At 63.5% G+C, this 19,603-nt stretch carries 20 protein-coding genes and 1 pseudogene; 9 read left to right on the top strand and 12 right to left on the bottom strand.

Features of this window, described 5'->3' with window-relative positions; all coding sequences use genetic code 11:
• Together ACLMAL_RS33555 and ACLMAL_RS33550 are read left to right on the top strand one after the other, a co-directional pair.
• Nucleotides 1-1,051 (top strand): zinc ribbon domain-containing protein (locus ACLMAL_RS33555; protein WP_412002740.1); only part of this gene is annotated, 1,051 nt, incomplete at its 5' end.
• 97 nt (nucleotides 1,052-1,148) lie between these two features.
• A complete protein-coding gene (locus ACLMAL_RS33550) occupies nucleotides 1,149-1,478 on the top strand; it encodes a hypothetical protein (RefSeq protein ID WP_412002739.1) in 330 nt (109 codons plus the stop codon).
• Between the two features lie 455 nt (nucleotides 1,479-1,933).
• Here ACLMAL_RS33550 and ACLMAL_RS33545 read toward each other — a convergent pair whose 3' ends face one another.
• The 3 genes from ACLMAL_RS33545 to ACLMAL_RS33535 are packed head-to-tail and all read right to left on the bottom strand — an operon-like array spanning nucleotide 1,934 to nucleotide 2,999.
• Nucleotides 1,934-2,416, bottom strand: coding sequence for a hypothetical protein (locus ACLMAL_RS33545; RefSeq protein WP_412002738.1), 483 nt, complete (start codon nucleotides 2,414-2,416; stop codon nucleotides 1,934-1,936).
• Nucleotides 2,392-2,685 (bottom strand): hypothetical protein, encoded by a 294-nt coding sequence (locus tag ACLMAL_RS33540; protein ID WP_412002737.1) that lies wholly within the window; start codon nucleotides 2,683-2,685, stop codon nucleotides 2,392-2,394. The genes ACLMAL_RS33545 and ACLMAL_RS33540 overlap by 25 nt, the downstream gene beginning before the upstream one ends.
• A gap of 2 nt (nucleotides 2,686-2,687) precedes the next feature.
• Complete coding sequence (locus ACLMAL_RS33535; RefSeq protein ID WP_412002736.1) at nucleotides 2,688-2,999, bottom strand: hypothetical protein; 312 nt, start codon at nucleotides 2,997-2,999, stop codon at nucleotides 2,688-2,690.
• A gap of 340 nt (nucleotides 3,000-3,339) precedes the next feature.
• On the opposite strand from ACLMAL_RS33535, the gene ACLMAL_RS33530 reads away from it, so the two are divergent.
• Both ACLMAL_RS33530 and ACLMAL_RS33525 read left to right on the top strand, forming a co-directional pair.
• Nucleotides 3,340-3,849, top strand: a complete 510-nt coding sequence (locus ACLMAL_RS33530) for a DUF6879 family protein (protein ID WP_412002735.1) — start codon at nucleotides 3,340-3,342, stop codon at nucleotides 3,847-3,849.
• Nucleotides 3,846-4,679: a helix-turn-helix domain-containing protein gene (locus tag ACLMAL_RS33525; protein WP_412002734.1), complete on the top strand. Its 834-nt coding sequence runs from the start codon at nucleotides 3,846-3,848 to the stop codon at nucleotides 4,677-4,679. The genes ACLMAL_RS33530 and ACLMAL_RS33525 overlap by 4 nt, the downstream gene beginning before the upstream one ends.
• A 25-nt stretch (nucleotides 4,680-4,704) precedes the next feature.
• Here the strand turns inward: ACLMAL_RS33525 and ACLMAL_RS33520 are convergent.
• Nucleotides 4,705-5,478 (bottom strand): annotated as a pseudogene (locus ACLMAL_RS33520) (exodeoxyribonuclease III); the annotation flags it as partial.
• Between the two features lie 68 nt (nucleotides 5,479-5,546).
• On the opposite strand from ACLMAL_RS33520, the gene ACLMAL_RS33515 reads away from it, so the two are divergent.
• Nucleotides 5,547-6,416 (top strand): alpha/beta fold hydrolase, encoded by an 870-nt coding sequence (locus ACLMAL_RS33515; protein WP_412002733.1) that lies wholly within the window; start codon nucleotides 5,547-5,549, stop codon nucleotides 6,414-6,416.
• Nucleotides 6,417-6,516: 100 nt separating this feature from the next.
• Here the strand turns inward: ACLMAL_RS33515 and ACLMAL_RS33510 are convergent, their stop codons facing one another.
• The 6 genes from ACLMAL_RS33510 to ACLMAL_RS33485 form a co-directional block, all read right to left on the bottom strand.
• Complete coding sequence (locus tag ACLMAL_RS33510; protein ID WP_412002732.1) at nucleotides 6,517-7,779, bottom strand: acyl-CoA dehydrogenase family protein; 1,263 nt, start codon at nucleotides 7,777-7,779, stop codon at nucleotides 6,517-6,519.
• A 39-nt stretch (nucleotides 7,780-7,818) separates the two neighbouring features.
• Nucleotides 7,819-8,688: an SDR family oxidoreductase gene (locus ACLMAL_RS33505; RefSeq protein ID WP_412002731.1), complete on the bottom strand. Its 870-nt coding sequence runs from the start codon at nucleotides 8,686-8,688 to the stop codon at nucleotides 7,819-7,821.
• A 138-nt stretch (nucleotides 8,689-8,826) separates the two neighbouring features.
• A complete protein-coding gene (locus ACLMAL_RS33500) occupies nucleotides 8,827-9,705 on the bottom strand; it encodes a MaoC/PaaZ C-terminal domain-containing protein (RefSeq protein WP_412002730.1) in 879 nt (292 codons plus the stop codon).
• A gap of 31 nt (nucleotides 9,706-9,736) precedes the next feature.
• Nucleotides 9,737-10,174 carry an SRPBCC family protein gene (locus ACLMAL_RS33495; protein ID WP_412002729.1) on the bottom strand — a complete coding sequence of 146 codons (438 nt, stop codon included), beginning with the start codon at nucleotides 10,172-10,174 and terminating at the stop codon, nucleotides 9,737-9,739.
• A gap of 68 nt (nucleotides 10,175-10,242) precedes the next feature.
• On the bottom strand, nucleotides 10,243-11,448 hold the full coding sequence (locus ACLMAL_RS33490) for a lipid-transfer protein (protein WP_412002728.1): 1,206 nt from the start codon (nucleotides 11,446-11,448) through the stop codon (nucleotides 10,243-10,245).
• Nucleotides 11,449-11,935: 487 nt separating this feature from the next.
• Nucleotides 11,936-12,589, bottom strand: coding sequence for a TetR/AcrR family transcriptional regulator (locus tag ACLMAL_RS33485; RefSeq protein WP_406236562.1), 654 nt, complete (start codon nucleotides 12,587-12,589; stop codon nucleotides 11,936-11,938).
• A gap of 174 nt (nucleotides 12,590-12,763) precedes the next feature.
• Between ACLMAL_RS33485 and ACLMAL_RS33480 the strand changes: the two genes are divergently transcribed.
• Complete coding sequence (locus tag ACLMAL_RS33480; RefSeq protein ID WP_412002727.1) at nucleotides 12,764-13,915, top strand: epoxide hydrolase family protein; 1,152 nt, start codon at nucleotides 12,764-12,766, stop codon at nucleotides 13,913-13,915.
• A 134-nt stretch (nucleotides 13,916-14,049) separates the two neighbouring features.
• On the opposite strand, the gene ACLMAL_RS33475 is transcribed toward ACLMAL_RS33480, so the two are convergent.
• Entirely contained in the window at nucleotides 14,050-14,610 is a 561-nt protein-coding gene (locus ACLMAL_RS33475; protein WP_412002726.1) for a TIGR03086 family metal-binding protein, read from the bottom strand.
• A 170-nt stretch (nucleotides 14,611-14,780) separates the two neighbouring features.
• On the opposite strand from ACLMAL_RS33475, the gene ACLMAL_RS33470 reads away from it, so the two are divergent.
• From ACLMAL_RS33470 to ACLMAL_RS33460, 3 genes are all read left to right on the top strand, one after another.
• On the top strand, nucleotides 14,781-15,368 hold the full coding sequence (locus tag ACLMAL_RS33470; protein WP_412002725.1) for a TetR/AcrR family transcriptional regulator: 588 nt from the start codon (nucleotides 14,781-14,783) through the stop codon (nucleotides 15,366-15,368).
• A gap of 99 nt (nucleotides 15,369-15,467) precedes the next feature.
• Nucleotides 15,468-16,622: an epoxide hydrolase family protein gene (locus tag ACLMAL_RS33465; RefSeq protein ID WP_412002724.1), complete on the top strand. Its 1,155-nt coding sequence runs from the start codon at nucleotides 15,468-15,470 to the stop codon at nucleotides 16,620-16,622.
• A gap of 138 nt (nucleotides 16,623-16,760) precedes the next feature.
• On the top strand, nucleotides 16,761-17,558 hold the full coding sequence (locus ACLMAL_RS33460) for a LysR family transcriptional regulator (protein ID WP_412002723.1): 798 nt from the start codon (nucleotides 16,761-16,763) through the stop codon (nucleotides 17,556-17,558).
• 16 nt (nucleotides 17,559-17,574) lie between these two features.
• Here the strand turns inward: ACLMAL_RS33460 and ACLMAL_RS33455 are convergent, their stop codons facing one another.
• Nucleotides 17,575-19,506 carry a primary-amine oxidase gene (locus ACLMAL_RS33455; protein WP_412002744.1) on the bottom strand — a complete coding sequence of 644 codons (1,932 nt, stop codon included), beginning with the start codon at nucleotides 19,504-19,506 and terminating at the stop codon, nucleotides 17,575-17,577.
• Nucleotides 19,507-19,603: the final 97 nt, after the last annotated feature.

Genomic DNA, 19,603 nt, shown 5'->3' with positions numbered 1-19,603 from the left:
GAATCTCAGCCCAATCCTCCACGGAAAGCATCCCTTCGTCCTCCTGGCTCGGTTAGAGCCAGGGTCTGCGGACAGGGGGTCAAAATTCAGATGCCACGCGGTGATCAGTTTTCACGTTCCGCCGACAGGGAAAATCCTTAAGTCTCCCGCTACCCAGGGCTACAAGCTGGTTGGTCGCTCGGTCAAAGAACGGAGGCTTGCCCGTGCAGCTGACGGAATGCCTATCCGGTACACCCCTAAAGGCATATTCACCGATGGGGAGTGGTCCGAGATTCAAGAATCCCTAAGGTCTCGCTCACGTACCCGCGAGCGGTCCCACGGCGCCTCTCCGTTGCTCGGTATCGTCTACTGCGGTTCGTGCGAAGACAGGTTGTATCGAGTCGTGAACTCGAACCCGAACGGCAAGACATACTCCTACTACCGGTGCATGCCTAAATCGGGTAAGCCGAAGTGCACAGGATATACGTTCCTGGAATCGGCTACGCAAGAACTCCTTGACGGACTGGTATTCGATGAACTCACAGACCTACCGGTCACCGAACGCAAGTTCATTCCGGGTGAAGACCACACAGACGAACTGGACGCGGTTACTCGTGCCATGACGAGTATCAGAGACGAATTCGACCTGGGCTTCTATGACTACGACGGTGGGCAAGACGATTACCGCGAACGTCTGGCGGCACTTGTCGAGAAACGGAGGCTACTCCAGTCGCTTCCGCACCGGGAAGCCGAGTACATCGATGAGCCGACCGGTGAAACCTATGCAGACGCCTACGAGCGTATGAACCCGGAGGAACGACGGGGGTTGTTGCTCAAGGCTGGTGTCCGGCTGTACATCCACAGCGTGAATCCGGAGAATTGCAGGCTTCATATACCCACCGAAATAGCGGAGAAGTTCAACCTACCGACAGAGGTCTACGACCAGCGACGCACCGATCGGGTAAATCGACCGCTGACTCCGCACGAACAGCAACTCTCATCCAACCCGCATCCCGAATGGGATCAGCGGGCTTGGGAAAACCGCAATATACTTAGGGGAGACGATGACTAATACCGGTTTTAATTGAGACCTGTGGCTGCTCCAGGTTCGCATCCACCCGGAATTCTTCGATTCCACTTACGCGCTTGCTGAGAGAATCAAGCTCAGCATGATCCGAGAGGACGAAGGTGTTTTCGAATACGAATATGAAGAGGTATACATTAGGTACTTCGCCAAGGTGAAGATGTCACCTTTTTATACAGACCTGGAGAACCATGAGGCCGCGCAAGAGGATGAATGGCGCGGACTCGGCCCCGAAGAGATTCACGACTGCATGATTGAACTAGTGACCTTCGGATATTTCGAGGAAGTTGTTTCGAGTCATGAAACCGTTGACCTGGATGTGGAGCAGTACGGCCGACTTAACTGGATACTGAGGCCATGCCTGCCTGAAAAATCGTGTGATTCGTCGGGCCTGTCGGCATTCACACTGTCGTGAAGTAACCAAACAAGAAAAGCCCCCGTGCTAGCGGGGCAACAAGGCTCGCCAGCCGAGTTGGGCAGTCCGAATACCACCCAAACGGCGGTAGGCTCCGGCGAAAACCGCAGCCTACTTCGATCACGGACGTATGGCCGTTCAGCTTGATTCCGTCAGATTCCGAGAGCCGCCAACATCCAGTCTTCGGCTGCTTTGAGGTCATTGGCGGGAATAGCGCGGGTGGCGTAGTGCGGCTTGCTGACCCAACGGCGAGAACCGGGGCGGTCATCGGTCGCACGACCCACCTACCGAACTCGCGGCGAACGCCTTGGTACCCGGCGCCCGAGTCCTGCGGATGCAGCTTCCGCCGACGCGGCAATGCCAGCGACAGCGCACGCACCAAACCGGTTACCCGCTCGCGCTTGCTGACTGGGCCGATGTACTCGGCGTAACGGCGTCCATTCGGCAGATCCATGTCATCCCCTTCTATCCGCATTCAGCCGCTGTGACGACCCGTGAATCGGATGCGGTTCGATTGACCCGTATTGCCTGCCCTGGATGGTACCGCTCACCGATGAGACGATTCGCCAGTATCCGGCCGAGCAGGGCGCGCTGGCCGTGTAGGTCTGGCGGGCCCACGGTACGAGGCTGGTTCGGATGTGTTCACCCACGGAATCCCAGCCACCAGACGAGTTACGACGCTGCAAGCTCAGGTAGTAGTTATGCGTAAGACCAGGGTCCCCATCGGCAGGAAGATCACATTTCGCCCAGCCGTAGCCTTCGATCTTGGGCGGCAAAACCGTCGGTGTAGTCCAAGGGCTGAACCCGTTGTCACATATGGGCTTCTTCGCCTCTGTAACCCATGGTTGGCTCGGATTGGCGCTCGCGACGTTGCCGGAAATCACCATCGCGCCAAGCGCTGCAACGATGCCGCTCAGTCGAGAAATGTTGTACTGCAAGACTTTTCCCCTATCTCACTAACTTCTCTATCCCTAACGTTGGTCGGCTGGATCGTGATTGCGTCGGCTTTGCCTAATTCGGCATCCGCGTCTGACACCCAGTCGTCCACAACTCGAATCAGCGAGCCGTCTACCCCCTGAAACAGGGGCGTGCTGTCCGCTGGGGCAAGCTCGAGCTTCTGTTGAGTCTCTTCGTGGAACTGCGCGAGCAACGCCTGCTCGGAAGGAGCGATCTCCGGCGGACGAGACGGAACGAGATCGGACGACATCCCTATGTCCCCAATGGATCTGGGATATTCGTGGTACAAAGCAGTGCGGTCCAGTAGTCATCGCGCAGAACGTCCCAGAGATCTTCGTGTTGGGGAAGCATCTCCCGAGCGTCGGCCAAATCTGGATACGCGTCGAACATGATCGTTCCGGGCTGGGCTCCGTGGAGCGGCGTCTGCGATGGCAGCCGGTAGGCAGTGAAATGTTCCGCAGGGAGCTGCGCGCGCACGACACGCGGAATACGCGCTACGAGCTGCCACACCGCGACCTTGCGACCATCCTCGGTTTGCCTGGTCCGCAACGCATCCCGGCTCATCACGCCCCCCTGTTGGCCGATTCTTCGGGGTCGGTCTGGTCACTCCACTGATTGACCGCAACGACGAACAGTTCGATCACTTCGGCGGGAGGGGGTTGCCACCACCCTTGAAGCTCGGGCCGAGGTGGGCCGACGAACGGGTTTCGGTGCGGCAGAACACAATCAGGCTGTGACTGTCGTCTGTTCAACACAGGTGCTCTCCTCGGTCTGGCCGACACCGGCCGGGGTACGTTCCGGCTCACCGGTCGACCGATCACGGATGACGAGACACTGAGTCAGCTCGACCTAGCCGACGACGAAACGGCTATCGAGGTCCCGAAGCTAGAAAGGACGTTCTACGGTGCGGCTAGTACCCGATGAAGGTTTTCCGGATCTGCTCCGGACCTGCAAGCGGGAAGCGTTCCATCTCGAAGTGCTCGACTCGTACGCCGAGCCGTACGAGAACGAACCGCTTCGGCGGTTCCTCGCGGGCGAACCCGATGACTACGCATGGTTCCAGGACTGGACAGGCCTGATACAGGAAACGACCGGCCGGGGCGTGGCTGTCACACGGGTTCGTATTGTCACGGAGCCGCACACCGACTACGCACGGTTCGCTCTGGCGATTGCTGACCTGAACACCCGAGCGGGCGAAGACATCTGCTATCTGCCCCGGCATCTAGCCGGGGAAGTGCCACCAGATGATTTCTGGCTTTTCGATGATGAGCTAGTCATCTTCTCTGCGTTCGGAGAACCAGGAGGCTGGTCCGGAGCGGTAACCACCGATCCGAACATTGCCGCTTATTGCCGTCAACTAAAAGAACGGTTCTGGTCGCTGGGTGTCCCGTATTCGGAGTACGTCACACGGTGACTGGTTCTGTTCATCAACAGCGCGAATCTCTCGGGGCACGACTTCGGGAGATTCGTTTTACAGCTGGGTTGTCCGGCGCAGAGCTTGCGCGTCATAACGGCTGGGACGCTAGCAAGGTTTCTAAGATCGAGTACGGCAGGATCAAGCCGTCACTTGAAGACATTTCCGCGTATTGCCGTGACTGCAACGCAGAAGATCAGTTAGCAGACCTTCACGCTACCCGGCAGAACATAGATACCGCGTATCTAGAATGGCGGAAGATTCTCGGTACCGGCACCAAACGACGCCAGCAAGCTTCGATCAAGTGGGAGTCTGAGGCTCGGATACTTCGATCGTTTGAGCCTGTCCTCATTCCTGGCCTGCTTCAAACAGCCGACTACGCTACCGGCATTCTGCGTAAGGTTATCGAGTTTCAGCAGATACCTAATGATCTCGATGATGGCGTCTCTAAACGCTTGGAACGTCAGCAGGTGTTGTATCAGCAAGATCATTTGTTTCATTTCGTCATCGCTGAGCAAGCTCTGTACACGACGGTTGGGGATGATCAGACAATGGTCGGCCAAATGGATCGACTATTAGCCGTCCAAGGGATGCCACGGGTAACGCTGGGGATAATTCCATTCATGGCACCATTCGAGACCGTTACAACCAGTTTCCTGATGTTCGACAACAAGATGGTTCTTGTAGAAGGCATCACGGCGGAGCTGAATATCACTCAGCCGAGAGAGATCAAGATCTATCACCAGACATTCGACATCCTTGCCGGTCAGTCAGAGACTGGTGAGGCTGCCCGAACGCTGATATGTCGGGCGATAGATACGAGACGCTGACCAGGGGTTCGCGTACCTTATCCGCAAACGTCACGGTGACCGGGGCATGGTCCGACCAACGCTCCGCGTACGTCGCTGCACGCTCCACCCGCGCCGACACAGCGCGGGATGCGATACCCTTCATTGCGTAAACCGCGTCGATGCGCCAACCCGAATCGTTGTCGAAGGCGCGGCCGCGGTAGGACCACCAGCTGTAAGGGCCCTCGACGCCCGGATGCAGGCTGCGCACCACATCCGCATAACCCGCGGCGAGCAACTCCTGGATCCAGGCGCGCTCTTCCGGCAGGAATCCGGCCGACTTCAGATTCCCCTTCCAGTTCTTGATGTCGAGCTCCGACGGTGCGATGTTCCAGTCGCCGCTCACCACGAATTCGCCGGTGCGGCCGGCGAGGTAGGCGCCGAGCTCGGCTAGGAAGCGGTACTTTTCGTCCTGGCGCGGCGTGCCGGCATCACCGGAATGCACGTACACGCTGGCCGCGGTGACATCATCGAAATCGGCCTCCACATATCGACCAGAGGCTCCGAACTCGTTGCTGCCGAACCCGATTCGCGCAGCCTTCGGCTCGCGCCTGGACAGGATGCCGACCCCTGCCCTGCCCTTGGACTCCGGTTCGGCGTGCGTGAGCCACCAGCCGTCGGCCAGTGCGGGCGCGAGCGCCGCTCTGGTCTGCTCGTCGGTGGCGCGGGTCTCCTGTAGGCAGACGATGTCGGCCTCGGTGGACGCGAGCCAGGCGAGCATGCCTTTGCCCGCGGCGGCGCGGACGCCGTTGACGTTGATCGTTGAGATGATGGTCGGCACCTCACGACCGTACAATGCTGGTCAGATGAATTTCCCCGGACACCGCCGTCCAGGAAGGGGTGTCGACGATGACGTCTCACACCACCACGTCCGCTGTCGCCAAGTCCGCGACCGATCCCCAGCCGATCAAGGCCCTGCACCTGGGTTCCGGCGATCCGGTACTGCTGTTGCACGGGTTCCTGCTGTCGCCGCATTCCTGGGAACAGGTCGCGATCCGGTTGTCCTCGAACTGTGAGGTGTTCGCGCCCGCGTTCGCCGGACACTGGGGTGGTGGGGGCGTCGAGGGCTGGTCGGTCGACGTCTACACCCTGGCCGACCGGATCGAGGACCAACTCGACGAACTCGGCTGGCGCACGTGCCATATCGCGGGCAACTCACTGGGCGCCTGGGTCGGCTTCGAATTGGCGCGGCGCGGCCGTGCCCGCACGCTCACCGCGATCGCACCGGCAGGCGGCTGGAACTCACCGTCGCTCACCCAATTCCGGGCCGGACTGAAGTTCCTGTCGCTGGTGCCGATCGTCGAAATCGGCAAGCGCCTCGGCGGATTCGCGGTGCACAACGTTCTGGTGCAACGATTCGCACTGCTGGCATTGAGCAAGAACGCCGCCACCGTACCCCGCCGCGATATCGCCGCCATGATCGCCGCGATACTGCACTGCGATGCCATGCTGCCCTTCATCGTCGGCAACCTGCGCGCCCCCGCACTGGAAGACCTCTCGACGCTCGCCACCCCCGTGCGGCTGCTGATGGCCGAATACGACCGGGTGATACCCAACCGCGTCTACGCCCGCCGCTTCCTGAAGGAACTTCCCGACTCCGCCGACCGAATCCTGGTCAACGGCGTCGGCCACGTCCCGATGCTGGAGGCCCCCGACCGGATAGCCACCCTCATCGCCGAACACATCTACGCGAGCCGCACCCACCTGCGCGCGGTCTGACTCGACGGATATCCATAGGTCAGCGTCATCCACAGATCGAATATGGTTCGGAACCACACCCGGGCGCGCACGCCGTTGTGACGCACCGGGGCCGATCTGTCTACCGGGCCAGCAGACCCTTCGCGATGTGGGTCACCTGGATCTCGTTGCTGCCCGCGTAGATCATCAGCGACTTCGCGTCACGGGCAAGCTGTTCGACGCGGTATTCGGTCATGTAGCCGTTGCCGCCGAACAGTTGCACCGCCTCCATGGCCACCTCGGTGGCGGCCTCGGAGGCGTACAGCTTGATGGCCGAGGCCTCGGCAAGCGTGGGCGGCTTACCGGCCCGACCCCGCTCCAGCGTGTTGAACACCATGTTCTGCACGTTCATTCGGGCGATCTCCATCTTGGCCAGCTTGAGCTGAACCAACTGGAAGCGGCCGATCTCCTGGCCCCAGAGCTTGCGGTTCTTGGCGTAGTCCAGGCAGAGCCGGTGGCATTCGTTGATGATGCCGAGCGCCATGAAGCCGACGCCGATGCGTTCGGCGGTGAAGCTGGAGCGCGCGCTGTCGCGGCCGTCGCCACCCTTGTGTTCCTCGGTCTCCCCCAGCAGCCGGTCCTTGGACAGCCGGACGTTGTCGAAGAACAGTTCTCCGGTCGGCGAGGCGTGCAGCCCCATCTTCTTGAACGGCTTGCCCTGCGTGAGGCCCTCCATGCCTTTGTCCAGCACGAACGTGAGCACCTTGCGCTCACGCTTGTCGCCGCCGTCGCCCTCGTCGAGCTTTGCGTAGACGATCATCACGTCGGCGAAGGGGCCGTTGGTGATGAAGGTCTTCTGCCCGTTGAGGATGTAGTCCGCACCGTCGCGCCGCACGTAGGTCTTCATGCCGCCGAAGGCGTCCGAACCCGAGTCCGGCTCGGTGATCGCCCAGGAAGCGACCTTTTTCATGGTCACGAGGTCGGGCAGCCAGCGCTCCTTCTGGGCCAGCGTGCCACGCGACATAATGGTCGTCGCGCCGAGGCCGATGCTGACGCCCATCGCGGTGACCATGCCCATGCAGACGCCGGAGAGTTCCCCGATGAGCACCGCCATCAGCGATTCCTGACCGCTGAACGGGCTACCACCGGAGGGCTTTTCCTTCTTCTCCGGCAGCGGCTCGCCTGCCGCGATCGCCGCTTCTTTCTTCCGCTGCTTGGCGAGCAGCTTCTCGACCGCATCGGCGCCCATGGCATCGATCCCGAAGTCGCTGAACAACTTCCGGATGATCGGGTAGGGCGACATGGCACCGCTGTCGAGCGCGTCGAGGTTCGGGCGGACCTCCTTGTCGATGAAGGAACGCACCGCCTCGCGGATCATCTCGTCGGTCTCGGACCATTCGAACATCGTCGTTCTCCTAAACTTGTTCAGCCGGACAGCGCGAGATCAAGGCAGCCGGGCGGCGATATCGTCGATGAGCCAGGGCCCTTCGGTCTCGATCGTCTTCACGTCGTGCCAGCCTGCCAGCTCGGAGATGGCTCCGCCCTGCACTGCGAAAACCTTGCCGGTGACCGGGCACTTATCCGACGCGAGGTAGGCGACCAGCGGCGAGATATTGGCCGGGCTGAAGGCATCGAATTCGCCCTCCTCGACCTCGGCGCCGAGGATCGCGCCCATGCCGGGGGTGGCCAGCGTGAGCCGGGTGCGAGCGATCGGGGCGATCGCATTGACGCGCACGCCGTAGCGTTCCAGCTCGTCGGCGGCGACCAGGGTCAGTGCCGCGATCCCTGCCTTGGCGGCCCCGTAGTTGGCCTGACCAGCGTTGGGCACGGTGACGCCCGAGGCCGACGCGGTGTTGACGACCGCGGCGTTGGGCTGGTTGCCCGCCTTGGACTGTGCCTTCCAGTACGCGGCGGCGTGGTGCAGCACCGCGGCATGGCCTTTGAGGTGCACCGCGACGACGGCGTCCCACTGCGATTCCTCCAGGCCGGCAATGAAGCTGTCGCGCAGAATGCCTGCGTTGTTGATGACGATGTCGAGCCCGCCCAGCTCCGAAACGGCCTGCTCGATGAGGTTGCGCGCGCCGTCCCACGTCGCGATGTTGTCGGTGTTGGCGACCGCCTTGCCGCCGGCGGCCACGATGTCGTTCGCGACTTCCTGCGCCGGACCGACATCGGCGCCTTCACCGGCATTGCTGCCACCGAGGTCGTTGACCACCACCGCCGCGCCCTCATGAGCGAACAGCAGGGCGTGCTCACGCCCGATGCCGCGACCCGCGCCGGTGATGACGGCGACCCGTCCTTCCAATGCACCCATGGAGTGCCTCCTGTCCTCGTCCCCCGGCGTTCGGTTTCTGCTTGGCCCCCGGCGCTCCGGCCGCAGCCGCAAACGCCTGCTATGTCGGCGTCCCTATCGACCGGCGCACAGCCCGAAACGACAGAGCAGCATCGGCGATCAGTCCTCGATCTCCGCCAGGCCGTCGCTGAGCACGACATCATCGCCGCGCACGGTCTCGAAGGCATAGGTGGTGACGCCGTGCTCGGAGCCGACCTGCCAGATCCGGGTCTCCAGATCGTCGCCGGGGAAGACCATCTTGGCGAAGCGCACGGCAAATCGCTTCAGCCGGTGCACATCCGAGCCCGCGACCTCGGTGAGCACGGCCCACGACGCGAAAGCCATGGTGCACAGGCCGTGCGCGATGATGCCGGGCAATCCGGCATCCTTGGCGACCTGCTCGTCCAGATGCAGCGGCACCGGATCACCGGAGGCCGGTGCGTAGCGGTAGGTCTGGTCGAGATCCACGTGCTGCGGCACCACTGCCACCGGATCCTGCGCCCGCAGGCTCTCGTCGAACTTGTGTGCAGGCGCTGGTGCGCCGACCGTCTTTCCGGCGTCGATGTTGCGGAAGAACGCGGTCATATACTGCTCATTGACCAACTCGCCATCCTCCGTGCGACATTCGATGAGGATGGTGATGGCGGTGCCGTTCGAGCGGCTGGTGTACCCGGTCGCCTTGGCCCGCGAGACCAGCTTGTCTCCCGGCTGGATCGCGCGATGGAAGTGGAAATCCTGCTCCCCGTGCACAACTCGGCCGAAAATGTCCATCGGCGCGACATCGATCACCGGCATCATCATGGCTTCGAAGACCGGCACGATACCAAAAACCGGCGCGGCCGACTTGCCGGTGAGATGGGCCTCGATCGGATCATTGGTCGCGGCCGCGTATTCCGCGATCCGCTCCGGTGTGACCTCGAATCGCTCGTCGTCACACCAGGTTTCGAGCCCACTGTCGTCGAACTCGACCAGCCGGGCCGCGGCGGCCTCCGCTGTCATCGCACTCTCCTTCGCTCGACGCGATCCGGCATCAGACCGAGGCCAGCGCGTCGAGCTGCTCGAGGGATTTGTCCAGCTGCTTGCGACCGTCCTTCTCGACCGCCTTGCCGAGCGCACCCTTGATCAGCGCGCCTTCGAAGTCCCCGGAGACCAGGATGGTGCTGCCGCCGTCGCCCTTGGGCTGGATATCGAAGGTGAATTCGGTCTTCACACCGGCCATGCCGGTGCCGCCGAGGGTGAGCCTGCTCGGCTGCTGCACCGAGACGACGGTCCACTCCAGCTTGTTCGCCATGCCGAGCATGACGATCTTCGCGACCAGCTTGGCCCCTTCGGTGAGGGTGGCGGGCGGCTCCTCCATGAAGCGCTCGTGGATGGTGAACCACTTGTCCCAGCTGTTCGGGTCGGAGACGACCGCCCAGAGCGCATCGGGGGCGGCGTTGACGTCCTTGTTGGCTTCGATGTGGCCCATGAGTTACTCCTCGTCGAGTGGTGAATAGCCTTGGTGTGCCCGGACTTTCGCCGGGGCGACGAATCAGGTCAGCGGTCGGCCCGCTGGTAGGCGGTGACGACCGCGGCGCCGCCGAGGCCGATGTTGTGCTGGAGGGCGGCGGTGACGTTGTCGACCTGGCGCTTGTCCGCGGTGCCGCGCAGCTGCCAGGTGAGTTCGGAGCACTGCGCCAAACCCGTCGCGCCCAAGGGGTGTCCCTTGGAGATCAGGCCACCCGAGGGGTTCACGACCCATTTGCCGCCGTAGGTGGTCTGGTTGTCGTCGATGAGCTGTCCGGCCGCACCCTCACCGCAGAGCCCGAGGGCTTCGTAGAGCAGCAGTTCGTTGGCGGAGAAGCAGTCGTGCAGCTCGATGACCTGGAAGTCCTCCGCGCCGAGGCCCGCCTGCTCGTAAACCTTGCGTGCGGCTCGGACATTCATGTCATAGCCGATCAGGTTCTTGGCGGAGTCGTCGAAGGTCGAGGCGAAGTCGGTAGTCATGGCCTGCCCGACGATCTCCACCGCCTGCGCGGCGAGGTCGTGGGTGTTCACGAAGTCCTCGCTCGCCAGGATCACTGCGCCGGAGCCGTCCGAGGTCGGTGAGCACTGCAGTTTGGTGAGCGGGTCGTAGATCATTCGCGAGGCGAGGATGTCGTCGAGTGAATATGCGTCCTGGAACTGCGAATACGGGTTGTTCACCGAGTGCTTGTGGTTCTTGTAGCCGATCTTCGCGAAATGCTCGGCGGTGGTGCCGTATTGCTTCATGTGTTCGCGGCCCGCGGCGCCGAACATCCACGGCGCCACCGGGAAAAGCACCTCGGAGATCTCGGCGAGCGCCATGATGTGCTTGGCCATCGGCTGCTCGCGGTCGTCCCAGGTGGAGCCGAGCGAGCCCGGCTGCATTTTCTCGAAACCGAGTGCCAGCGTGCACTCGGCGAGACCGCCCCGAATCGCCTGTGCCGCAAGGTAGAGCGCGGTCGAGCCGGTCGAGCAGTTGTTGTTGACATTGACGACGGGAATGCCGGTCATGCCCAGTTCGTAGACCGCGCGCTGCCCCGAGGTCGATTCGCCGTAGACGTAGCCGACATAGGCCTGCTCCACGAGGCCGTAGGCGATTCCGGCATCGGCGAGCGCCTTGGTCCCCGACTCCCGAGCCATATCCGGGTAGTCCCAATCGCTGCCGTCTTCGTTCTTGCGGCGGCCCGGCTTCTCGAACTTCGTCATGCCGACGCCGACGACGTAGACCTTGTTCGCCATCGAACTCCTCACGTAGTACCTGCCCCGGTGCGCACTCGGCAGTGGCGGTCCGCAAGCGGCGGCCGACAGTGACCGATCCGTCCGGACCGAACAGAAACAAACATACAGAGCTGTATGTAAGACCGCAAGGTTCGTGACCCACATAGCCCGGCATTCGACATAATTGCCAGCTCAGACCGATCGGTCTGGACATACAGCCAGTCGCGTATGTTGCACCATCGAGCCGCACCGCCGCGAGGACGGCATCGACCAGCCTGCGTTGGACGAGCACGGCAATCCGTCGGGCGAGATGCCGACCTGCCATGTCACCGGAGTCGAGTTCGACAGACCGGACGTGATCGGTGCCCGGCCCGGAAGGCGAGATCCGGCACATCAGTTCACCGGCGCTGCCCACCCACCAGGACGGCGCACACCTACCGCCCCGGCAACACCGAAACAGGCAGGCGCCGCAGACACGGCGATCAGACGGAAAGCCCGGTGGCCGTACCTATTCGGACTTCTCGACAGGACGGTGTGCGGCAAGTGCGGCGGTCGCGATCTCGCGCAGGTGCACCGAGGCCCGCCGCCAACGCCGATGCGCCCGTTCGGTATCCGGATCGATGAAGTTGGACACCAGGATTCCGCGCAGCGCGTCCATCGCGGTATAGACGAAGTCCCGAGCTTCCTTACGCCGCATCTCATCCGGCACGAATCGGGCGACCGCCATCAGCACCGCGTTGTTCACGAACGGCTCGACCTTCTCCATGGCCGAGGCGAGCACTCGGTCGGTCCGGCCTGCCACCCAGAGCTCCGCGGTCGCGATGAACAGCGGTCCCTGGTGCAGTTCCCACAGCGAGTCCAAGGCCGCGCCGACCGGATCGTCGACGCTCTCGATCTTGGACATCTCTCGCATCGCGGTCTCCGCGCGCAATTGCGCCAGGTGGCTGATGGCGGCCACCACCAGATCGGTCTTCGACCCGAAATGATGAACCTGGGCCCCGCGGGTGACCCCGGCACGCTCGGCGACCCGGGGTGTCGTCGTCCCGGCGTATCCGTACTCGACCAGGCAGTCGATGGTGGCATCGAGCAGCCGCGTACGCATCTCGCTGCTACGCTGCTCCTGCGTGCGGCGCTGCTGTTTGGGCGCTGCAGACCTGGTCATTTCGACGATTCTACACTTACATACAGATCTGTATGTTCACGCGGGCCGGGCCCCTCCACCATCCACCACGGCTGATAAGCAGAACTGATCAGCCGTGCGCGAATTCGGCGTTGTTCCGACACCACCACGTCACCGAGGCTGAGCCGGCACGTTGGAACAACCCATGGAGCCGAATTGTCCGCGATTACACCTTTCCGTATCGACATCGAGCAAGCCGACCTCGACGACCTCGCCTACCGCCTCGCACACACGAGATACGTCGCGGAGCTGCCCGCCCAAGAGGTCGCGGGCCGGGTGAACATCGGCATCCCGATACGACCCGGATGGGAGTACGGCGTCCCGCTGTCGTTCGTCCGGCCGCTGCACCAATACTGGCGCGACCGCTTCGACTGGCGCGCACAAGAGCAGTGGCTCAACACCTTCCCGCAGTTCACCACCGAAATCGACGGCCAGAACATCCATTTCGTGCACGTCACCTCGCCGGAGCCGGATGCGACCCCGCTGATACTCCTGCACGGCTGGCCGAGCTCCTTCACCGAATTCCTCGGGCTGGTAGGCGAATTGACCGATCCGCGTGCGCACGGCGGTGATCCAGCCGACGCCTTCCACGTGGTGATCCCTTCGTATCCCGGATTCGCCTTCTCCGGCCCGACCCAGGTGGCGGGCTGGCATCCGGTGCGGATGGCGGCGGCGTTCAACGAGCTGATGGACAGGCTCGGCTACGACTGCTTCGGCGTGCACGGCAACGACGGCGGGGCCATCGTTGCGCCCGAAATGGGCCGGCTGGCCCCCGACCAGGTCATCGGGGTGCACGTGAACCAGATCTTCTCCTTCCCTGCGGGCGCGCCTGGTGAGCTGGACGGACTCAGCGAGGACGAGCTGATGCAGGTGCGGTTCGCGCAGAAGTTTCTCGACCACGCCGTCCACGACTCCGCCCAGCGGGCGCAGCCGCAGACCCTCGGTCATGCACTGTCGGATTCCCCGACCGGACAACTCGCCTGGAGCGGCCAGCTGATCGCGGACGCGATGACGGCCGACCAGCTGCTCACCAATGTGTCGATCTACTGGTTCACCAATACCTCGGCCCCCTCGGCCCGGTTCTACTTCGAGAACCATCACGCGGCGGCGCCGACCGAGCCGACCACCGTGCCGGTCGGATTGGCCTCCTTCGGCTCCGACTTCACAACGCCGCGCAGGTTCGCCGAACGCGACCACACCAACATCGCGCAGTGGAACGAATACGACCGCGGCGGACACTGGGCCGCACACGAAGCCCCTGACCTGCTGCTCGCCGATATCCGCGGCTTCTTCACCAAGGTGATCTGAAGAACCGCACAACGGGGGCGCTCGGCCCACCGACGGCCACGCCCGGACCTGGTCGGACAGTCTGCCTCCCCATGACACTGCCGGACACAGTCCGTCACTAATCGCGCCGGACCGAGCGAAGGCGAGGCAGCCGCCTACCATGTCCGGCCGAGGTAAGCGAACAGCTTCCGATGCGCGGGGGCATCGCCCGATGCCGGGAGCTCGGGTCCGAACATGCCGGGTGTGCGGAAGTTGTCGACACCCATGTCGCGCATGATCGCCAGCATCTCGCCGCATAATTGCTGGTCGAGCAGCTGTTCCTGATCGGTGGCGATCGCGAGGTCGATGCCGTGCACGAGTACTTCGGTCAGGTGGATCACCGCGGCCATGGGACCGGGCACGACACCGAATCCGAGGCGCACGGTCTGTTCGAGCGCGTCGGGACGATGCCACGCCGCGCTGTCGGCGACGGCCGCTGCGGCGTACGCCCCGTGCGGATCTGCGCCGAGCCAGTCGTCGTGGTGGTCTCGGTCAGGGTCCTCGCGCTCGAGTTGCGTGGCGAAGATATGCATGCCGCCCACCAGGTGGTTGAGCAGGTAGTGGACGTCCCACTCGACGCACGGGGTCGGCGCGCTCATGCGGTCGGCAGGGATTCCTGCAACGACGGCGGCGGTCATGTCGATGGCGCGGTCTATGCGGTTGATCATGGCGTTCATGTGATGCTCCAGAAGATGGTGACAGCCAAGAGGATTGGTTCGCCGGACAACGCTCAGGAGTGCCGAGTCGGTGCACTCCAGCTCCTAAACGCAGTTGGTAACGGCGTTAATTGAACAGTAGCGACTGCGACCGCGTAAACGCAAGTGCGAACTGCGTTAAAGTGGTCGGCATGGAGGAACGCACCCGCCGCCCCGGCGGTCGCAGCGCCCGCGTCCGCGCGGCGGTGCACCGGGCGGTCACCGAACTCGTCGTCGAACGCGGATACGGGAACTTCACCGTCGCCGAGGTCGCGGCCCGCGCAGGTGTGGCCGATACGAGCATCTACCGCCGCTGGGGCAATCTCGAAGCGCTGGCCATGGAGGTTGCGGTCGATCGACTCACCACCGAGTCCGCGATCCCCGACACCGGAACCCTCGACGGCGACCTGCGCGCCTACGCGGCGAATGCGGCCCGAGATGTGAGCGGCCCCAACGGATTTGCGTTGCTTCGCACGATCCTCGCGCTCATCGATACCGGCGCGGCAGGCGAAGAAACCCGCGACCGATTCCTCGCCGACCGCGTCGATCAGATCCAGCGCATGCTCGACCGGGCCGCCGCCCGCGGCGAAGCCGCCCCCGAGGTGCTCGAGGTCGTCGACATGATCTTGGCGCCGATGTACACCCGCACCCTGTTCGGCACCGCCCCCGTCCGTGACGAGTATGTCGACACCCTCGTCGACCGCCTGCTCAGCATCGCCAGCCAGCCGACCCCAAGGTGATTCGCCGCCTCCGACGCCTCGGTGCGCGACAGGTCGATAAGCCAAACTGATCGGGAACTCGGTGTTGTTCCCGACGGGCCATTCTCGCAGGCTAAGGCAGTGCCAGAGATCAGACCGTTCCGTATCGAAATTCCCCAGGCCGACCTGGATGATCTGGCGCAGCGCCTGGCGAACACCCGGTCGGAGGCTCCCTTCGACGAGCTCGTGGGTAATGCCGACTTCGAGCTGCCGGTCCAGCTCAGCTGGGACTACCGGGGGCCGCGGTCATACGTGCAACCGCTTCTCGAATACTGGCGCGATCGGTTCGACTGGCGCGCACAAGAACAGCGGCTCAACAGTTTTCCCCAGTTCACCACCGAGATCGATGGACAGAACATTCATTTCGTGCACGTCCGCTCCCCGGAACCGGACGCGACACCACTGCTTCTCGTCCACGGCTGGCCCAGCTCCTTCACCGAATTTCTCGGCCTGATCGACGAGTTGACCGATCCACGCACGCACGGCGGCGACCCCGCCCATGCTTTCCATGTCGTCATCCCGTCCTACCCCGGCTTCGCGTTCTCCAAGCCGGCGGATCGAGCCGGCTGGCATCCGGTGCGGGTCGCCGCCGCCTTCAACGGACTGATGGCCAGACTCGGCTACGACCGGTTCGGCGTGCACGGCAACGACGGCGGCGCCATCGTCGCACCGGAAATGGGCAGACTCGCCCCGGACAAGGTGATCGGCGTGCACGTCGACCAGATTTTCTCCTTCGCCAAAGGGGAACCGGACGAGCTGAACGGGCTCAGTGAATTCGAACTGAAGCTGATGGGTTTCGGGCAGCAGTTCCTCAAAAACGCCATCCACGACTCCGCATGGCGGGCACAACGGCAGGCCATCGGCCGGGCGCGCACGGATTCGCCCGCAGCCTTGATCGCGTGGAGCGGACAACCCACCTGGAGCGGGCAGGTGCTCACCGATTCGATGACACCGGACGAGCTGCTGACCAATATTTCGATCTACTGGTTCACCAGCACCGCGGCGCCGTCGGCCCGGTTCTCCTTCGAAACCAGCGACGCGGACGCGCCGACGACCGTGCCGATCGGACTGGCCTCCTTCGGCTACGACTTCACACCGCCGCGCAAGTTCGCCGAACGCGACCACGCCAACATCGTGCAGTGGAACAAATACGAGATCGGCGGTCACTGGGCGGCCCACGAGGTGCCCGACCTGCTGCTGGATGACATCCGCGGCTTCTTCGCAAAGGTGCACTGACACCGCCCGGCCACTGCTCGCCGTCGCGACCTTCGAGGGGTCGGTCCCGGCGGCGACGCATCAGGTGCTCGGAATGATCTCCCACTCCCGGCGTTGCACGAGTGCGCGAACGGGGCGACAACGGAAGGCGGTAATGCCGTGGAACTGCGGGACATAGAGATTCTCCTGACGCTGGCCCAGGAGCTGCACTTCGGCCGCACCGCGCAGCGATTGCAGTTGTCCCAGGCGCGGATCAGTCAGTCGATCAAGGGCCAGGAACGGCGTCTCGGCGCGCTTCTCGTCGATCGCACCAACCCGCGCAATATCCGACTGACACCGCTCGGCACGCAATTGTGCGCCGACCTGCTTCCGGCGTATCGCGATGTGCGACAGGCGCTGGACCGGGCGCGGTCGGCCGCGGGCAGTGCCTCCACGATGCTGCGCATCGGCATTATCGGCGGGAACGGCCACGACTACCGCTCGATCTGGCAGACCTTCCGCACCAGATACCCCGAATTCGTGCTGCAGATCCGGTCCATTTCGTTCACCGACCCGTTCGGCCCACTGCGCCGCGGCGAGACCGACGTCGTCATCGCCTGGCTGCCGGTCGAGGAGCCCGACCTCACGGTGGGGCCGACGCTGTTCACCGAGCCGGTGGTCGCGGCGGTGTCGGAGAACCGTGAACTGGCCGGGGTCAAAGGCCGCTCCACCCAACGGATCTCGACGGTGTCGAATGGTGACACCGTGTCCACGTCCGTGCTGGGCTCCGACGGCGCCATCCATAACGTCTCCGACCATCTGCCCCGGTACTACAACCGGCCCGGCGTCAGCTATCTCCCCATCACCGACGCACACCTGCTCCGCTGGGCGCTGGTCTGGCACAGCGAGTCCGAAACCGATCAGATCCGCGCGCTGGCGCGCATCGTCGGCGAATTCGGCAGGCCCGACCACCGCTGACTGCCCGAAGCGACTGTCATGGGCTCTGGCGGCAGGCTTTCGGCGGAGTCGGTGCGACGTCGAGCGCGGGATTGCGGTCGAAGAAGCCGACAGGTTTGAGCCAGAAGTTCACCGTGTCCACCGGCATGATCGGCCAGTCCTCCGGGCGGGTGATGTGGTGGATGCCGAAGACGTACCAGAGCACTACGTCGGTGTTCACGATGGAGCGGTTCGCCGCCGTCCACTCGGGCAGCCCGTGATCGACCTTGCTCTGGGTGACGAATTCGCCTGCGGGCCAGCGCTCGTCCGGGGAATTCGGAGTGACCCACAAGGTGTGCTCGATTGCCTTGCAGCGCGCGAGGATCGGCGATCGCGGATCGAACATAGCCGGAATCGCGCCCCCCGGCACCAGCTTGTAGGCCGGTGCGGTGCCCAGTCCGTTGGTGGTGTTGTCGTTGGCCACTTTCCAGGCGCGCTGGGTCGACCAGTCGAAGTCCTGCTTTCCTTCGGCTTCGGTGCGCAATGGAGTGTTGTTCTGCCGCAACGAAAGTCCGTAGGGGTTATCCGGTCCCATCGGGACGATCTCGGTCTCGGTGCGGTAGACCGTATTCTCGGTGCCGTCGATGTCGAGATCCAGGCGGGCAACCAGAAAGTGCTGATGGAACGGCGCGTAGGTGCGCTGGTCGACCAATGTGCCGTGCGGGTGCGCACCGCCTGCCGGGAAGTGACCGACAACCATGATTCCGGTCGCACGGACCTCACACTCGATATTGCCGTCCTGGTAGAAGCGCCAGTAGACGAGGTACTCGTAGTTCGCGACGGTGACGTGGGAAGACACTGTCAGCCTGCGCATTCGGCGCACCTCGGCGCCCGCGTGATGGTCGACGTGTTTCCACAGGACGGCGTTGTCCTCTTCGTGGAGACAGATGGCGTTCCTGATCGTGACGGGTTCACCACTGCTGTTGTGCACCACCGCATCGAGGTAACGGATCTCGCCGAGGCAGTCGCAGCCCAATTCGAGCGAGGTGGTCATGAATCCGATGCCCCACTCACCGATGTCGAAGGCCGTTCGGCGGTAGTGGTCGGTGCAGTGATCCCGGTACGGAACCATCATCTCCGCGAAAGAGAGCCGGTTCGCGATCGAGCGGATCCGGCCGCAGTCGTTGTACTTCACCGCATGCAGTGTCATGCCCTCGCGATAGTTGAAACCGACGCGCAGCGACCAGTTCTGCCACTCGACCTTATTGCCCGCCACCGAAAAGGACGGCCCGTCCGGCTGCGTTATCTCCAAGGGGCGCAACGGTTGCCGGGTGCTCGCGGCGCGAATCCGGTCCGGGATGTGGCGAGGGACGTACTCGCCCATGATCTCCGGTGTGTCGACCGTGCCGGTGTCCTCGATCTCGAGGAGCTCCATGGTGTTCATGTCGATGATGCAGTGGAATCCGTTGACCGGCCCGGCATAGGGGTTCGCGCCGTCGGCGGCCCTGACCCAGGTATCGGACCAGCCGAGCCTGCGACCTCGATACTGCGGCGGCAGCACCGCGTCACCGTAGGTCCAGGTGTCCATGAACACCAGGCTCATATCGGTGATCCCCCGCGCGGCCAAGGCCGCGATCACCTCGGGATGCGCGCGCAGCGCCGCGTCGGCCTCCTCCCATTCGTCGAGGGTGAAGTTCGCCTGCACGCCAGGCAGGTGCGTCCAGGACAGCACGGTGTCGGTGGTCAGCGAGACGAGCGCCTTGTAGGTCTTGTTCTCGGCCCGCTCGAAACACACCACGTGCGCGTTGCGGTCGGGCACCACTGCGTCGGCATCGAACGCTGCTATCTCGGGCTTCGACGGCTCGGCGAGTTCGATCGACGCGTACCGCCAGCCGGGGCCGACGCCGTGCGTACGGGTCAGCACGGCGACAACTCGACGGAACTCGTCGGACGACAGCGGATCGAGCGGATGGAACGTATCGGCCACGATTACTCCCTACCGGTCGAAGGTCCTCGGTGTGACGGGCTCGCTGCAACTTCGCTACGCCGACCCTACGACGCCGAGCAACTCTTCCGGCACTGTTCGG

The organism is Nocardia sp. CWNU-33, from assembly GCF_046764895.1.
Lineage (GTDB): Bacteria > Actinomycetota > Actinomycetes > Mycobacteriales > Mycobacteriaceae > Nocardia.
The sequence above is the reverse complement of the archived record's forward strand: the minus strand, read 5'-3'. Positions and strand labels throughout refer to the sequence as shown.

Coding starts and splice junctions, on each gene's coding strand:
- ACLMAL_RS33550 (WP_412002739.1), top strand. CDS start 1,149: ATGATCCGAGAGGACGAAGGTGTTTTCGAATACGAATATGAAGAGGTA.
- ACLMAL_RS33540 (WP_412002737.1), bottom strand. CDS start 2,685: ATGTCGTCCGATCTCGTTCCGTCTCGTCCGCCGGAGATCGCTCCTTCC.
- ACLMAL_RS33535 (WP_412002736.1), bottom strand. CDS start 2,999: ATGAGCCGGGATGCGTTGCGGACCAGGCAAACCGAGGATGGTCGCAAG.
- ACLMAL_RS33515 (WP_412002733.1), top strand. CDS start 5,547: ATGACGTCTCACACCACCACGTCCGCTGTCGCCAAGTCCGCGACCGAT.
- ACLMAL_RS33510 (WP_412002732.1), bottom strand. CDS start 7,779: ATGTTCGAATGGTCCGAGACCGACGAGATGATCCGCGAGGCGGTGCGT.
- ACLMAL_RS33505 (WP_412002731.1), bottom strand. CDS start 8,688: ATGGGTGCATTGGAAGGACGGGTCGCCGTCATCACCGGCGCGGGTCGC.
- ACLMAL_RS33500 (WP_412002730.1), bottom strand. CDS start 9,705: ATGACAGCGGAGGCCGCCGCGGCCCGGCTGGTCGAGTTCGACGACAGT.
- ACLMAL_RS33495 (WP_412002729.1), bottom strand. CDS start 10,174: ATGGGCCACATCGAAGCCAACAAGGACGTCAACGCCGCCCCCGATGCG.
- ACLMAL_RS33490 (WP_412002728.1), bottom strand. CDS start 11,448: ATGGCGAACAAGGTCTACGTCGTCGGCGTCGGCATGACGAAGTTCGAG.
- ACLMAL_RS33485 (WP_406236562.1), bottom strand. CDS start 12,589: ATGACCAGGTCTGCAGCGCCCAAACAGCAGCGCCGCACGCAGGAGCAG.
- ACLMAL_RS33475 (WP_412002726.1), bottom strand. CDS start 14,610: ATGAACGCCATGATCAACCGCATAGACCGCGCCATCGACATGACCGCC.
- ACLMAL_RS33470 (WP_412002725.1), top strand. CDS start 14,781: ATGGAGGAACGCACCCGCCGCCCCGGCGGTCGCAGCGCCCGCGTCCGC.